This window comes from Pseudomonas capeferrum (assembly GCF_013523055.1).
GTDB classification, from domain to species: domain Bacteria; phylum Pseudomonadota; class Gammaproteobacteria; order Pseudomonadales; family Pseudomonadaceae; genus Aquipseudomonas; species Aquipseudomonas capeferrum_A.
In genome coordinates this window covers 61,083-74,755 of the sequence record NZ_JAAMQM010000010.1, presented here as the reverse complement: position 1 = coordinate 74,755, position 13,673 = coordinate 61,083, and the positions used below count along the sequence as shown (strand labels likewise).

The following is a 13,673-nucleotide window of genomic DNA, read 5'->3' as shown; positions in this document are numbered from 1 at the left end:
AGCTCGCGCTTCGCTCGGGCGTCGGACTTGGCTGGAGAGCCCGCTGGCGCCGGTGCCTGCTTCAGGCTCTTCCAGCGCGGCTCGCACTTGGGGCCTTCCAGAACGGCTGATCCCAAGATGCTGCGGCAAAAATTCAGCGTGGTGGTGGAGAAGACCGCCCGTGAACTGGCGGGCATATCTTGCTTGGACGTTGAAGAGGTCGAGCCGCCAAAGCAAGAGATCTGTTGCAGTCGGGCATTCGGCAAACGCCTCACAGAGATTGAACCGATCAAGCAGGCGGTTGCCACTTACGTTGGACGCGCAGCGGAAAAACTCCGAGCTCAAGGTTCGATGTGCAAGCGCATGAGAGTGAGCATCCGCACTGGTATGTTCAATCCTGACGAGGCCCATTACGCCCAGGGAGTGATGGTAGAACTGCCTTACCCGACATGTGACACTCTGCTCATGACGCGAATGGCTACCGACGCAGTGGCTAAAATCTTTCGTCCCGGCTTCCGTTACAGCAAAGCTGAGGTGCTTTTGATGGATCTGAGGCAGCCAGGTGAGTTCACCGAAGACCTGTTTGCCCCCAAGCAATCTGCAGAATGCGTTCGGCTGATGCAGGTCCTGGACAATATCAACGGAAGATGGGGTCGGGGCACACTGCGGGCTGCCAGTGTTCCAGCATCACCTGACTGGGGGATGCGCCGTGAAATGATGAGCCGATCTTATACGACCAAGCTGGGCGAACTTTGGATGGTACGCTGCGATTAGAGGTACCAGTGGTTGAGGGATCTCACTGCCTAAAATCCACAGTGCCCTGAAAACCAATCCTGAATCTGAGATTTCCAGATGGACGCTCTAGCAATTTTTACCCGGCAAATACTCAGTCGTTCGAGTGACCACCAACGAGCCATGCGGCTTCTGGCCACAGCAAAAATTTCGAGTCAGATGATGGCTATTCTTCGTCAAGAATTGGACTCGATGGTTCGTGTCGTTTATTTACTGAATCAAGAGGCCTCAAGGCGAGCGAAATTAATTGAAGCATCGGTGAATGGGCGGCAATGGGTGCAGCCCGGCGGTCGAGGTCGTGTAACAGATCGCGAGATGGTTGAGTTGGCTCAACAGCTCCAAGGTTGGACGCGCTCCGTATACACGTTTGGGTGTGCCTTCATTCACTTGTCCAACCTGCACGATTACAACGACCGAGATCCAATGGTGCTGCTCCCAGCCGAGGAGCGCGACGCCATTCTCGCCCATTGTCGGTACTATCACGGAGGCCCCGAAAACTCGGCGTTTGAAGATTTGCTAGCCTACTTGTCGAGTGTTCTCGAAAAGGTTTCGGGTAACCTTAAATGCTACCTGGAGCAGTTACACGATGAGGGCTCCATTGGCCCGGTGGGTTAGGTATCCAACCACCCCGCTCAGCAGAGAGTCAGGGAGAATGTCGGCGGAGTAGCCGAAGGTTTTTTTTGAAACTTCAGCATCCCGGGAGTCCCGGGACGCTTAGTACAACAAGAAAGGTATCGAGGCTCATGGTTAGCCATTCATAAGCTGCTCAAGTTCACCGATTTCATCTCCATCAAGACCAGGGAGGAAATACATCATGTCGAAATGGAGAACACCGGGTTCATCATTAACCATCATGAACGCAATCATATCGTTCCACAGATGAATTAGGTCTTTATCGGCAGTGACAAAGAAAACGTTGCTCCCGTAATTCCGGATTTCACTCAGGAACAGAATGAGGGAATAAATGTCCAAAGCACCATTAAACGAGTGACCATCGTTGATGAAATTAGGTTTATTGAATTTCAATAGCTTGAGGATGGGGTTGTGCTTCTCGCCGGTTACGGCTTTGAAGACAATTGCCGCGAATATCAGATGAAAACCCTGTACGTTGACGGCCTTGGCCAAGCTGATGATCGCTTTGAAACCCTTTAGGTTCCGAGGAACGCGGTGGCCCGACTCGTATTTTTTGTAAACCGCATCAATGAACTCGAGAATCGCTTCTAGACCTCGGAAAAAGATGGCGCTCGCCTTATGCAACTGTGGCAGCGAAGCGTCGGTGGCCTTTATCGTCAGGTTCGGGGCACGTTCCTGCATCTTGGTGGTGAAGAAACCAAGCTCTGTGCGCATCTCTTCAAGTGATGGAAGTCGCTTGTCAAACCGATTGTTCCCCTCAAGCAGGATTGGCTTGGGATCAATAGTTATTTCCCTGTTTTGGAAAAGATCAACCACTACCTGGATGGCGTTTGGCTGAGGATTTCCTTTTTTGTCGATGTGGTTCTTGACGGTGCCAAAGGCATTTTTGTCAAAAAGGACCACAGCGCCGTTCGGAATGAAGGCTAGAGGGCGCCAGCCCTTTGGTGAAAGGGCAATCGCGTCGCCTTTCGAATGTACGAGTCGGACAGGAATCTCTGAGTAATCCTTGAAATCTTTTTTCCCATTCATTTCATAGGAAACGTTCTTGGCCTTGAGCTTGATCTCCAGACCTTCGTCATATTTCACATAGTCGACCCAGTTGAAATCAACGAGATCGGCCTCGGCAAAGCTTGCGACTAATTCTTTGTCGAGTCTGAACCACAAAACGTCATTACTCGGCACCTGCGGTTTCCTCTATTTTAAAAGGCCACAACTAATTCGAAAAATCAGCATCAGGGTGTAGGTGAATTCCGACTGAATGTCACCGAAGGTTTAACTCAAAAACTCTAGATCATCGAACTGAAGACGACTCTCCATCGTGTGGATGGCGAAATCGATGCGCTCGGAAATCTCACGCCCACGGTTTCTGAGGAGGCCTACTACATCCATTATGAGACGAACATTGTGATTGAGCATCGTCAGTGTGCTTGGTGCGTCGCTGGAGGTGAGTTGGCCGCGCTCCAGCATGCGACGCACGTGTGCGTTTTCATCTAAGGTTACGTCGCTTGGGAGCGTCAGGAACGGCACTCCAACTTTAGCTGCAATCATCGAGCGGATCGTGTAGTCATATGACGCAGCAATGATGCTAGTCCTATCATCCATGCGCCAAGCCATGGACAGCTTCCAAGATGTTTGCGCAACCCATTTTTTAGCCAAATCCGAATGATCCTGTCTAGAAAGATATTCTGATTGCTCGGATTCTATGATCTGAATCATTGCGGCTAAGTCTTTTGGATCCTCTGATACGAAACGATCTTTTACAGGCTCTAAGAGCTCCGCGATACCGTTGCCCGTGATGAAGCCTCCCGGTGTCTCACGAATTTTTTTTACCTCTAGATCCGAGCGGGTAGATGCTGACCCATTTATGTGAAATGTGGCTCGATCCGCCGCGACGATCACGCAATCCCCCACGCTTATAGTCGTAATGAAGGTCATCGTTTCTCCCAAAACCCGTTTCAGAACTAAGGTTCGCCTCACTAATTTTAGGTGTTAATGTCAGGTGCGAAATTGCACTCCACTGAACACCTGATTGCATCGGCGCTTACCACTCGTTTGCATTGCCTTGACCAGGAGTTTGCATTCGATCTGACCACCGATTGCATCAGATTTGACCAGCACACTTAGTAAATATGATCGGCAGAGAGCTCTCGCTTGCTGCCGGTGGCGACGGGCAACAACCGGCCAGAAGCAGCCATTCCAGAGAAGCTACAAGCAACGCCAGCAAATCGTTGCAAGGCGAGCACCTCCCTTCCAGCATCCATCTATCCAACTAATTTGCAGGGTGGCCTTGCATGAATCAAACTAGCGACCCGCCACTCTCCCGGAACCCGAAATGCCTGACACGTTGCTGAAGCCAGCCTTGCCTGGCGTTGCGCTCAGGCGATGGCGTCTGCTGCACCGCGTTAAACAGTCCCATGCCGCGGAGCTTTTCAGGGTCACCCAATCGACCATTTCTCGCTGGGAAAGTGGCGTACAGGCAATGGATCTCCTCGCACACGAAAAGCTTGAGCAATTGCTCACCGCTCGCCTCAATGCAGCCGCCGATCAAGCCCTGGCGAGGCTGATCAGGGAAAGCTCGCGCCCCGTTCATCTTATTTGTGATCTGACGCATCGTTTACTGGCTTGCTCCCCCTCGCGCGCAGCCCAGTTCGCTAGCCCGATCAGCGAGCTGCTGGGTCGTTCGCTCTGGCGTTTTGCAACGCCAGAGATCATTAGCAAGGAGTTCGCTCTGGCTGAATCGGGATGGCGGGAAGCCTTCGCACCACCCGCACTGGAATTCTTGACCGGCAACAATGACTCTTCCCTCGTGCCCATCAGCCAGGGCCTCTGTCGCTGGACACGTATTCCCCTCTCAGACGGTACAGCAGCACGTTTAGTAGAGACGCTCTGACTGATCGCCCCCCATCTACGCGCATATTTTATGCGTGGACGCTGAACACCTTCAGATCTAGTCTGGCCTGAACAGAGTGAATGGCATGCGGTTCGCCGACTGAGTCAGAGGGGTTTATGGACATCGAAAAAATCAAAGGGCGTCTCGATTTTCTACGCGAGGCGGAGAAGCTTAAGGATGTATTGAGGAGCGCGCATACCTCTAGCGGGCGCACCGAAAGCACGGCAGACCACAGCTGGCGCCTGTGCCTGATGGCCATTGTTTTCGAGGATCAACTGCCCCGTCTCGATATGCTGAAAACCCTCAAGTTGTGCGTCATTCACGACCTGGGGGAGGCCATCAATGGAGACATTCCCGCCGTTAGCAAAGCATCGTTTCCCGACAAGAGCGAGGAAGAGAGAAAGGATCTTCTGCTCTTGACCAAAGCACTGGATGAAACGTTGAAAGCCGAGATATTGGCGCTCTGGGATGACTATGAAAATGCACTGTCCCTGGAGGCCAAAACAGTCAAGGCGCTAGACAAGCTGGAGACAATTCTTCAGCACAATCAAGGCAAAAACCCACCGGCCTTCGATTACGAATTCAATCTGGGCTACGGCAAAAAATACACAGATGCCGATCCGCTATTTGCAGTGCTTCGCAACATCATTGATCAGGACACCAAAGAAAAAATCAGCATGAACATGACCATCCGCAATGAACAAGCTCAAGACATCGACACCGTCGCCCGCCTGACCGAAGCGGCGTTCGCGAACGAAGAGCACTCAAGCCATACCGAACAATTCATAGTCAATGCACTGCGACGCTCCGACCGTCTGACCGTCTCGCTGGTAGCGGTAGAGAATGACGCAATCATCGGTCATGTTGCCATTTCACCTGTCACTGTATCGTCTGGCGCGACTGGGTGGTATGGCCTTGGGCCTATCTCCGTGTGGCCGGATCACCAGGGACAAGGTATCGGCTCGGCATTGATGAAGGCCGCCCTTGCCCAATTGCAGCGCCTTGGCGGCGCTGGCTGCGTGGTATTGGGCGATCCTGGCTACTATGGACGCTTCGGGTTCAAAGCCAACCCCGGTCTCGAATTGTCCGGTGTTCCGCCCGAGTACTTCCAGTCACTGTCTTTTAGCGGTGAGCTACCCACAGGGGTTGTAAATTACTGCGAGGCGTTTGAAGCCACCGAGTAGTGAAGATCCGGCATTAGAACAGGGCGCCCTCAATGGGCTACCGGTTTGTCCTACACCCCAGGTAGCTCGCTAAGACTACTACTGCTGTTCTCCCCCCACAGTAATTCCATGCGTCATCAGTACAACCATTTGGTGTACTGACGACTGTGACTTGCCTATCCGCTTAGTCGATTACTTCCACTGGCCATAGGCAGCCATGAGTCGTTTCGTGCCTCTCGCGACGCGCAGAAAACGGCCAAAAAGAGACAGTGGACATTACCCACTTCAAGGCGCTAGCGTCAGCCCCTTCAACTTGAGGGCTACACCATGGATGCTATTGCCGACTACTCAAATGAGCACCATCGCCGTTGTGTCGTGGATCTCTGGGAAACCGTTTTCGGTTACGAAACCGCGCATAACACCCCCAGCCTTGCTATCGACAAAAAACTAGCCGTTAAGGACGGTCTCTTTTTTGTCGCATTAGCAGGAAATGAGGTTCGTTGGCGCAAAACTTGTTCGTCATGCTGAGGACGCCTTGACTCAACGTGGCTGCATGAAAATCAACCTGCAAATCGTCAGCACAAATGAAAGCGTCAAAACCTTTTACGAATCTCTCGGCTACTCGACCGAACCGCGCATCAGCATGGGGAAAAAGATCGAGTCGAATATTGTGATGTCAGAAAAGAAGCCTGGGTGAGTGTCCGCTTTGGGTCGACTGTTGTCCTTCGCGGCGGACAGTAGTCGGCCAAGAGTGGACGCTCGCGGTTTAGCTCAGATCTTGCGTATACAGTAATATCCATTGAGGCTTACAACGGTATAGCGCGGATTAACGTACAAAAATCTCCGGATACCGTGGGATTCCCAGCTACAAAATTAAATAAATCTGACATTCACGGGCGACTGTAAGAAATAGCGGCTAATCTTAGTTTCCTACTCTGTTAAAAATTAAGGGGGGCGCATGGCTAACTACACGGTTACCGTACTCAACTGCAACAGTATTGACCGCGCAGATGTAGTTATTTCTGAGGGGCACTAAACATCAAATATGGGCCAAACGGCCTTGGAAAAAGCACTATTGCGAAAGCTATTATAAGCCATATTCGTGCTGACGGCTCTCTCCAGGAGTTGATCCCATTCAAGCACCGCGGCAAGCCAGATATGCCTGCCCCGGAGGTTCGGGGAGTGGGCCAACTCAGGAAAGTCCTCGTATTTGATGACAGCTATGTGCAGCAATTCGTCTTTCAGAAAGATGAGATTGTGAAAAATAGTTTTGAGATTTTCATCAGAACACCGGAATATCTGGCGGAGATGGCTGATATCGATTCGTTGCTTTCGGTATCCGAAAAGCGTTTTCTGACAATACTGAAATCGGGCAAGTCGTAACCGATCTGAAGGAATTACGGGAGGCCTTCGGAAAGTCCAAGACAGGTGCCATTCCCAAGACAAGCAAGATCCACAAGGCATTCGGAACTGGCAATAAGCTGGAAAATATTCCTGATGTCCTGCAACCATTTTCAACGTTTATTAAAAGTCAGGAACCCGCCAAATGGATCGCATGGCAGATAAAAGGCAATGAATTTCTACAACTAGCAAATAGCTGCCCCTACTGCTCATTAGCGCTGACTAGCGCAGAACAGAAGGACACAGCTTTAGCCGTCGAAAAAGAGTATGACTCCAACACCGTCGGGCACATTAATCTCCTTCGCGGAATCATTGATAGGCTGGGAAAATATTTCAGCGAGAAGTGCCGGGAGAATCTGGAGTATGTGATAAAGGCGAAGGTTGAATTGCAGGCGGAGGAGCAAAGCTTCCTGGCGGGCCTCAAAGCGGACATTGATGCATTGATCAACAAGCTGGAGGGATTGCGAACTATATCTTTCTTCTCTCTACGCGATTTCGAAGAGGTTTGCGACCAACTGACACCTTTAAAAATTGAGCTCAATTTGATCGACAAACTTGATTCTGAGGAGACGCGCAAGACCGTCGACCCTATCAACCTTCAACTCGACGACTTGATTGGGAAAGTTGGTAGCCTCAAAGGGAAAATCAATCGACACAAAGCGAAAATTAAAAAAAACATCGAAGACAACCAGAACAGCATAATGGCTTCCTGAAGTCTGCAGGCTACAAGTACGTTGTTGAAATCGTAGCCGAACCAGAATCCTACAAAATGAAGCTAATCCACAAAGACCAAGTGAATTATATAGAGACGGCCTCTCGTCATCTGAGCTACGGAGAAAAAAACGCATTTGCGCTTGTGCTATTCATGCATCAGGTCCTCAGTGAAAAACCGGATTTGGTCGTATTGGATGATCCGATCTCATCTTTCGACAAGAACAAGAAATTTGCGATCCTCCAAGAGCTATTCCGGGGTAAGGCCAGTCTGCGAGGGATAACCACCCTGATGCTCACCCACGACATCGAACCCGCGATTGATGTCATAAAAAGTACCAACGCCATATTCAAAGCCGCCGAACCATCTGCTTGCTTCTTATCTTCGCGCGCCGGGGTTGTAACGGAAGTTCCGATCGAGAGGAACGATATCCAGACCTTCGCCAAAATCTGCAAAGTTAATATCGAGGCACTTACCGACACCGTCCTGAAGACAATCTACCTGCGACGACACTTCGAGCTGCTGGACGACGCAGGCCTGGAATACAACCTACTTGCTAGCCTTTTCAAGGGACGGGATACCCCGACAATTCAGTCAGGATCTTCTATACGGGACATGACGGCTGCCGAACAGGCAGGTGCCGAGTCACTAATCCGCAACAACCATATTGCCGACTTTAATTACATTGCCCTTGTGGCTGAGGTGAAGGACGTGGAGGCCATCAAGGCCAAGTTTTACGCGACCGCTGTGGGTTATGAAAAAATCCAGCTGTTCCGGCTCATCAATGATGAGCACGACGACAACGTCATCCGCAAATTCATCAACGAGTCCTATCACATCGAGAATGAGTACGTTATGCAGCTCAACCCGCATAAATTCGAGAGCATTCCGGAATATGTCATCGAGGAGTGTGTCTCGCTGCTTACGCCTGCTCCCATCGTTGCGTAAGTCAGTACCACGGATTTGCATTAATCTCTACTGACACTTGGGGGCTTTTTGACCTAGCCGGGAACCCCACAGAATTCGGAGATCTTACCGTACGATTTTTTCCGAATTCTGTAGCCTCCCCCTCATTGCTTACATTGAAGCTGAAACCGTACCCAAAGCCCAAAGGGCCACCGTCTCATTCGGGTCGACATCTGCCCTCCACGACGGGCAGAGATCCGCAGTTCTCTGCCCGTCGTCAATACGGTGTGTGCTGATCAAGTCGAATGCAAACGGTTGGTCAGCACGGATGCAATTGGCTTGTCAGTGGCAATGCAGATGAGTGGTCAAGTCAGTGCAATTACGCATCAGGCGATGAGTAGTTTCGCGCATTATGTGTTGAAGGCTTCCTGGACGCCTGTTCACATAGTCGAGTATCGCGTCAGTAAAGTGGAAAAGGAGTGCGGCATCTATGGGGAATCGAAGGGATCGGTCGGCACGACCACCGCAGAAAATTACGAAGCAAGGACCATTCGACCTATCAGCCATCCGCGAGAATTATCCAACCCTCTCGATACTCGTCGCAGAGGCCATTCGCACCCTCGCAGAACTGCCTGATTTTTCGGATGATGAAAAAGTGGCTGTCATGTCCGATTTTGGCGGCGAGCATAAAGGTTCACGCTTCAGTACCTATTCATTTCTGATCATGGCTTACGACAAGGTAGGACCATTTGAGGAGCAGATCAGAGCCCTCAGGAAGAAATACGATTTGTTGGACCCATACAGCGAGTTTACCTTCAAGGATCTAACCTACGGCCCGCGTAGTAGAGCACTTGATGAGTTTCTGTGGATTGTGGACCACCTCATCCATGGAGCGGTAATCACGATAGCTATCGATAGGCGAATAGAGACAGTATTCGGCCCAACCAAAAAAGAAGCACACCTTTCTTGAGCAGCAGCTGGCGTCCATGGGGTTAGGTCAGTGGAAAGGCCCCGTCGCTGAGAAAGTCCTTCGTGTTTGCCATTCCATTGCTTTGTTCGTGGCCCTGACTACCAAAGAAAACCAACGATTGCTTTGGTACTGCGATAACGACGCAATAAATGAAATAACCAAAACTAGAAATTTTGGGGACACACAGAAAGTTTTCCAGCAAGTGCTCGCTATGTACGCCAAGCACAGGTTCGACTTGGTGGGCTTTGGCAGATCTTTCGAGCGCAAATCTCACTTGGACGATCTTTTGAGTATTCCGGACCTTGCCGCAGGGGTCGTCCAGGATGTGCTTAAAGCCAATGCCAATGGCGATGACATTCCGGGCGGAAAGGAAAAAATTTCCTTGGTGAAATGGCTGACGACGAAAAGCCAGTTCTTAAGCAAGATCACGATCCAAGTCAACAAGCTTGAGAACGGACAGGTCGAATGTGGAATGGTGAATTTTGAGCCTGCAATCAATGACCGATCAGCACCCTAAAGCCCTGTCACAGAATCATAGGTACTGAATTGCGCAAGCGAATGTGCATAGATGGAGTCGTCGTTGCTATGGACATAACGACGACGCTTCGCATAGAAAGAGAAGCATGGTGTGGACATTGGTGAATCTGAGCAAAGGTCGACCTGGATTGACGCGTGGCAATGTCCATACCTATAAATCTTTCCTTTACATCGATGAGTGCTTCGCTGATCTCTCCGGGGTCCAGGGCAACCTGACCCAGTTCGGTCGCGAGATGAGGGCCAGGGTGTTGAAGTGCACCGGCATTCCGGTAGGCGTAGGGATCGCGCGCACCAAGACCCTGGCGAAGCTGGCCAACCACACGGCAAAGCGCCTGCAGGCCCAGACAGGTGGGGTGGTCGATATCTGCGACCCCTTCAAGCGCGACTGGGTACTGCGTAATACCGAGGTCAAGGAGGTCTGGGGCATTGGCAAGCGGATGACCGCGCATCTGGAAGGGATGGGAATCCGCACAGCGATGCACCTGGCCATGGCCGATCCCCGCACGCTCCGGCAGAAATTCAGCGTGGTCGTGGAGAAGACGGCCCGCGAGCTGGGCGGTACCTCATGCTTGGACCTGGACGAACCCGATCCGCCCAAGCAGGAGATTTGCTGCAGCCGTATGTTCGGCATGCGCCTGACCGGGCTGGCACCGATCAAGCAGGCCGTGGCCACCTATGTTGGTCGTGCGGCGGAAAAGCTTCGAGCTCAAGGCTCTGTGTGCAAGCGGATGCGAGTCAGCATTCGCACCGGCATGTTCAACCCGAATGAAGTGCACCACGCCCAGGGCGCTCTGGTCGAGCTACCTTACCCGACCAACGACACGCTGCTGCTTACGCGCGCGGCCACGGATGCGGTCGAGCGGATCTACAGGGATGGGTACCGGTACAGCAAGGCCGAAGTGCTGCTCCTCGATCTGCGGCAACCGGGGGAATTCACCGATGACCTGTTCTCGGTGATTCAGCCGGCCGCCTGCGATCGGCTTATGCAAGTGATGGATTCGATCAATGGAAAATGGGGGAGGGGGACGGTGCGGGTCGCGAGCGTGCCGGCGGCACCGGATTGGGGAATGCGTCGGGACATGATGAGCCAGTCGTACACGACCAGAATCGATAAGTTATGGACGGTCAAATGTTGAGCTGGGCAGAGAGATGGTATGCCGGATCGGCATGGAGGGACATCAGTTGCCTTCGGACCATTTGCCGAACCAACTGTTGCGTTTTGGTGCGGGAGGGAGAGGAGTTTCGCCCAGCAAAGTCAACACATTGCCACCCGCTAAACCCCATGCGATAGCGCATGGTGATGTTAGCGGTAGAAATCAAGTGCTTATCCTGCGGGGTTCCAGAGGTGTATTTAGTTGCCGTTGCCAGTCTTGGACCAATTTTGGGCCAATCAGACTCTGGCCGGCAGCTTCTCCAGCTCCCTCCAATCCGAGGAGGAGCTGATCCATTTTGCGTAGGTAGAAAGCAACATCTCGACGCTGTGGCCGAGTTGGTTCGCGATGAACGCGGGGTTCATCCCAGCCATTAGGCACATAGTTGCGTAGGTATGGCGCGTGTCGTACTGCCGACGTTCACGGATGCCCAGCGCCTTGAGCGCGAGCTTGAAGTGCTTGATTGTAACACTTGGCTCCCTGATCCACATCCCGCCTTTCCCCGGTTGAACCACATATATATTAGTGAGGGTGGTGGATTTGGATGCCATTTTGCGAAGGTTAGACAGGCGCCTTGGCTTGCTCAGGGTGGAGATCGCCCGCAATGATTCGCTGCACCCGATGACTGATCTGCTCGTAAGTTCGGGGCTTGGTCTGGGTGAAATCTGGCTGGAGAGGGGCCGTGAATCTCGTTTTCGGCTGCTGTGCATGCGTACAGTATTGAAGATGTAGGAAATTGGCAGCAAGGCTGTACGAAACGTGACATCCCTTGATGGTGGCACAAAGCTATTTGGTAATGTCAAAATGATATCTCTTCCGTATAATCGCCGCCGGCCGATCCCCCGGCCTAGCCAATGAAGGCGCGATGGAGCTGTAGATATGATGTTTCGGAAGATGGTTGGAGTGGCGACGGTAGCTGCCTTTGTAGGCATTCAAGGGTGCGCGAGCATTGTGGGTGAGTCGCGCTATCCGGTGGTGGTCTCTAGCGCGCCACCTGGTGCCTCTTTTGAGATCACGGACAAATCAGGCGCTGTGGTACATACAGGCAATACACCAAGCACGGTGACCCTTAAGTCAGGGAAAGGATATTTCTCAGGTCAGACTTACACCCTGCGCTTCAAGAAGGAAGGCTATCCGGACAAGGCAATCGAGCTCGATTCGAGCCTGAGCGGCTGGTACTGGGGCAATATCCTCATCGGTGGCGTGATTGGAATGCTAATTGTCGACCCGCTCACTGGTGCCATGTACAAACTACCAGAATACGCATCAGCGGACATGGGAAAGCCACTCCCGGACGCCGGAAAGGATTCGCTCAAGGTTGGAGTTATCGACGACCTATCCACTACTCAGCGCGAGCGTCTGGTTCCGATCAACTAAATCACCTCAACGGCGCTCGTCAGTGGCGCCGTCATCTAGCGAACAGAGAGAAAGCCTGCTCAAGTCGGGCCTTTATGTGCTTGAGGTTTCATTTTTTCGATCCTGAAACGCCATCCTCTCAAGGAAGACCTTAATGCGCTTCGAGCTTTACTTGCTGCACTTTTGGTATCGTTGCTGACTGGATGCGTTTCTGCGCCACCTCTCAATTTCTCTGTTCAGGGTATCGAGCCTTCGAAGCGCAAATTGGATGCCGAACTGCGAGCCGTCTCCGTTTCGTATGCCGTTCCTTCCGAGCAAACGGGTGAGATTCCCTCCAACGGTGAGAGTGGAAGTTCTCCTATGGCTGCGCAAGTCGGTTTTGGCCCGGTCGCTGATGACCTGCAAATGCTTGTCCTGTTTCGTCTGACCGAGCAGAAGTTGATTGATGTGCTGCTGGAGGGCGGGGAAGGGTAGGTGTGCCGCAGTCGAGTGCGGCACAACTGATGTCACTCTGGGTTTTCGGCATTCAGGCTCGAGCAGAGAGCGTCGGCTTCGTCCTTTTCTTCGTAAAAGCCATGCTTGTTAGGCTGACTTGGGTCCTTCCTGTCGATGATTCGGTACTTTATCGTCCCTGTCGGCTGTCCATGATCGTCGAGGAGATTTGTTTCCACCACTTCGAATCTGTCTTCCATGGTCGGTCACCTTCGATTTATTGGACCTCACCAATACCGACTACGAGCCATTATTTCAAGCCCAAGGTGATCCGTGGATAGACCATACCCTCCATCGTCACTGGTCAAGCTATCCGAGCTATCGGATTTCGGCATACTTGGCCCCAGCGCCTGAAGTATAGGAGTGGCTCCAAACCGAGAGCCTTGCTGCCGCCGTAGCATTCACAGCGAAGACCATGCCCACCTGTTGGATGCAGACATCCAGGTCATGTGGGCGTCGTCGAGTTTCGAGAACCAGGGAGGATAAACTCCAGGCCGAGCAGGTTGCATTCCGGGCCGGCGGTTGGCAGAAGGCACGGATGGAGCAACGGATGCGTTTTTGGTTTCGACGTGCAGGCTTTCATTATCACCTAGCCGCTGACTACTGCGCCCAGTGCACCGATACTGAAATCTGCGCCGCCGGTGACCGAACCGTACGCTGAGGCACTCGCTATCTGACCTGCAACATCAGT

14 protein-coding genes and 4 pseudogenes are annotated in these 13,673 nt (G+C 52.1%); 14 read left to right on the top strand and 4 right to left on the bottom strand.

Annotation, left to right across the window (positions count from 1 at the left end; genetic code table 11):
* Positions 1-105 precede the first annotated feature (105 nt).
* Positions 106-753 (top strand): annotated as a pseudogene (locus G7009_RS13020) (DUF4113 domain-containing protein); the annotation flags it as partial.
* A 78-nt stretch (positions 754-831) separates the two neighbouring features.
* Positions 832-1,386 carry a hypothetical protein gene (locus tag G7009_RS13015; protein ID WP_181130478.1) on the top strand — a complete coding sequence of 185 codons (555 nt, stop codon included), beginning with the start codon at positions 832-834 and terminating at the stop codon, positions 1,384-1,386.
* 132 nt (positions 1,387-1,518) lie between these two features.
* Here the strand turns inward: G7009_RS13015 and G7009_RS13010 are convergent, their stop codons facing one another.
* Complete coding sequence (locus tag G7009_RS13010) at positions 1,519-2,586, bottom strand: hypothetical protein (protein WP_181130477.1); 1,068 nt, start codon at positions 2,584-2,586, stop codon at positions 1,519-1,521.
* Positions 2,587-2,676: 90 nt separating this feature from the next.
* Positions 2,677-3,339, bottom strand: a complete 663-nt coding sequence (locus G7009_RS13005; protein WP_181130476.1) for a hypothetical protein — start codon at positions 3,337-3,339, stop codon at positions 2,677-2,679.
* 397 nt (positions 3,340-3,736) lie between these two features.
* Between G7009_RS13005 and G7009_RS13000 the strand changes: the two genes are divergently transcribed.
* From G7009_RS13000 to G7009_RS12970, 10 genes and pseudogenes are all read left to right on the top strand, one after another.
* Positions 3,737-4,294 (top strand): helix-turn-helix domain-containing protein, encoded by a 558-nt coding sequence (locus tag G7009_RS13000; protein WP_181130475.1) that lies wholly within the window; start codon positions 3,737-3,739, stop codon positions 4,292-4,294.
* 116 nt (positions 4,295-4,410) lie between these two features.
* Positions 4,411-4,968 (top strand): annotated as a pseudogene (locus tag G7009_RS27760) (HD domain-containing protein); the annotation flags it as partial.
* 3 nt (positions 4,969-4,971) lie between these two features.
* Positions 4,972-5,478: a GNAT family N-acetyltransferase gene (locus tag G7009_RS27755; RefSeq protein ID WP_258197932.1), complete on the top strand. Its 507-nt coding sequence runs from the start codon at positions 4,972-4,974 to the stop codon at positions 5,476-5,478.
* A gap of 315 nt (positions 5,479-5,793) precedes the next feature.
* Positions 5,794-6,154, top strand: a pseudogene (locus G7009_RS12990) (GNAT family N-acetyltransferase); the annotation flags it as partial.
* A gap of 428 nt (positions 6,155-6,582) precedes the next feature.
* Complete coding sequence (locus tag G7009_RS27505; RefSeq protein ID WP_219856576.1) at positions 6,583-6,840, top strand: hypothetical protein; 258 nt, start codon at positions 6,583-6,585, stop codon at positions 6,838-6,840.
* Positions 6,841-7,223: 383 nt separating this feature from the next.
* Complete coding sequence (locus G7009_RS27500) at positions 7,224-7,571, top strand: hypothetical protein (protein WP_219856575.1); 348 nt, start codon at positions 7,224-7,226, stop codon at positions 7,569-7,571.
* A 56-nt stretch (positions 7,572-7,627) separates the two neighbouring features.
* Positions 7,628-8,518, top strand: coding sequence for an AAA family ATPase (locus G7009_RS27495; protein WP_219856574.1), 891 nt, complete (start codon positions 7,628-7,630; stop codon positions 8,516-8,518).
* Between the two features lie 448 nt (positions 8,519-8,966).
* Positions 8,967-9,446, top strand: coding sequence for a hypothetical protein (locus G7009_RS12980; RefSeq protein WP_181130473.1), 480 nt, complete (start codon positions 8,967-8,969; stop codon positions 9,444-9,446).
* A gap of 16 nt (positions 9,447-9,462) precedes the next feature.
* Positions 9,463-9,963, top strand: a complete 501-nt coding sequence (locus G7009_RS12975) for a hypothetical protein (RefSeq protein WP_181130472.1) — start codon at positions 9,463-9,465, stop codon at positions 9,961-9,963.
* 148 nt (positions 9,964-10,111) lie between these two features.
* Positions 10,112-11,119, top strand: coding sequence for a DUF4113 domain-containing protein (locus tag G7009_RS12970; RefSeq protein WP_258197931.1), 1,008 nt, complete (start codon positions 10,112-10,114; stop codon positions 11,117-11,119).
* Positions 11,120-11,373: 254 nt separating this feature from the next.
* On the opposite strand, the gene G7009_RS12965 is transcribed toward G7009_RS12970, so the two are convergent.
* Positions 11,374-11,685, bottom strand: a complete 312-nt coding sequence (locus tag G7009_RS12965; RefSeq protein ID WP_308813324.1) for an integrase — start codon at positions 11,683-11,685, stop codon at positions 11,374-11,376.
* Positions 11,686-12,013: 328 nt separating this feature from the next.
* On the opposite strand from G7009_RS12965, the gene G7009_RS12960 reads away from it, so the two are divergent.
* Positions 12,014-12,511, top strand: a complete 498-nt coding sequence (locus G7009_RS12960) for a hypothetical protein (RefSeq protein WP_181130471.1) — start codon at positions 12,014-12,016, stop codon at positions 12,509-12,511.
* Between the two features lie 485 nt (positions 12,512-12,996).
* Here G7009_RS12960 and G7009_RS12955 read toward each other — a convergent pair whose 3' ends face one another.
* Entirely contained in the window at positions 12,997-13,182 is a 186-nt protein-coding gene (locus G7009_RS12955; RefSeq protein ID WP_181130470.1) for a hypothetical protein, read from the bottom strand.
* A 73-nt stretch (positions 13,183-13,255) separates the two neighbouring features.
* Here G7009_RS12955 and G7009_RS27750 point away from each other — a divergent pair.
* Positions 13,256-13,619, top strand: a pseudogene (locus G7009_RS27750) (putative metallopeptidase); the annotation flags it as partial.
* Positions 13,620-13,673: the final 54 nt, after the last annotated feature.